Here is a 1,458-nt window from a genome sequence, read left to right on the forward strand (position 1 = left end):
GGTCCACCGGATCCGGCGCTGGGTCGGGCTGGCCGTGGTACAGTTCATTGGCGCGGCAGTCGGCGCAATAGCAGACAACACGGGTGCTGCCCTTGATGCCTTGCGCGGAAACTTCACCGCGCAAGGTCCCGCAGTTGCAGGAAAAAGCCAGCCCGCCGCCCATGCGGTCAGGCAGCCGTGTTTTTGTTGGCAGGCTTGCGGGCCGGTTTGCGGCGGCTGTTGGCGTTCATGAAATCAATCACCAGCGGGCGGATGTTGTCACGCCAGCTGCGGCCGGCAAAGATGCCATAGTGGCCGGCACCTGGCTCCAGATGGCTGGCCTTCATGTTTTCAGGCAGGCCGGTGCAAAGATCCAGCGCCGCGACGCATTGGCCGGGGGCAGAGATATCATCTTTGGCGCCTTCGACAGTTTTCACCGCCACATTGGTGATCTTGCCAATATCAACCTTGTGGCCGTTCACGGTGAATTCGTTGCGGGCGATTTCGCGCCGTTTGAAAACACGTTCGACAGTGGACAGGTAGAATTCGGCCGTCATGTCCATGACGGCAAGGTATTCGTCGTAGAAACGGTTGTGGGCGTCATGATCCGAAGCCTCCCCGCGGGAAACACGCTGGATCTGATCCATGAAGGCCTTGGAATGGCGCTCGCCGTTCATCGACATGAAAGAGGAAAGCTGTAACAAGCCAGGGTAGACCTTGCGCCCCACGCCTTTGTATTTGTAACCGACGCGCTGGATCATGGTTTCTTCCAGCTGGCCCATGGTGACGCGGCGGCCGAAATCCGTGACCTCGGTCGGGGTGGCATCCGGATCCACCGGGCCGCCGATCAGGGTCAGCGAGGAAGGCTGCGCCTTGGGGTCCTGTTCGGCCAGATAGGCGGTGGCGGCCAGGGTCAGTGGCACCGGCTGGCAGACCGCGACAACATGCGTGTCAGGGCCCATTTCGCGCATAAAGTCGACCAGGTAAAGCGTGTAGTCCTCGACGTCGAATTTCCCAGCGGAAACAGGAATGTCGCGGGCGTTATGCCAGTCCGTCACGTAGACTTCACAATTGACGATCAAGCTTTTGACAGTGGAGCGCAGGAGGGTGGCGTAATGGCCGGACATCGGGGCAACCAGCAACACCTTGCGCGGCTGTTCCTCGCGCCCGTTGACTTTGAAATGGAGCAGATCGCCAAACGGACGTTCGACCACAGTGTCGATATCCACCAGATGGTCCTTGCCGTCTTCGCAGGTGAAAGTGCGGATACCCCAATCAGGTTTCACCACCATCCGCTGGTAAGTACGTTCCGTCACTTCACCCCAGGCGGCCATCCAGCTGAGCGCAGGGTTTGGCAAGGCGGAGAAGACCGGGTAAGATGCCATGGAGAGGGCGGTGGCGCCCAACCATTGGTTGGTGTTCCGGACGGTCTCCATCAGATCGTAGGTCATCATGTATCGCATGCGTGTCTCCTTCGGG

Annotated in this window: 1 protein-coding gene; it reads right to left on the bottom strand. The window is 59.8% G+C overall.

What is annotated here, in order from left to right; genetic code table 11:
- Nucleotides 1–167: 167 nt before the first annotated feature.
- Complete coding sequence (gene phaZ / locus A2I95_RS37530) at nucleotides 168–1,442, bottom strand: polyhydroxyalkanoate depolymerase (protein ID WP_027259396.1); 1,275 nt, start codon at nucleotides 1,440–1,442, stop codon at nucleotides 168–170.
- Between the last annotated feature and the right edge of the window lie 16 nt (nucleotides 1,443–1,458).

This window comes from Leisingera sp. F5 (assembly GCF_001593695.1).

What these genes read in the sequence shown, in the direction of transcription:
- phaZ (WP_027259396.1), bottom strand. Translation starts at nt 1,442, where the DNA reads ATGCGATACATGATGACCTACGATCTGATGGAGACCGTCCGGAACACC.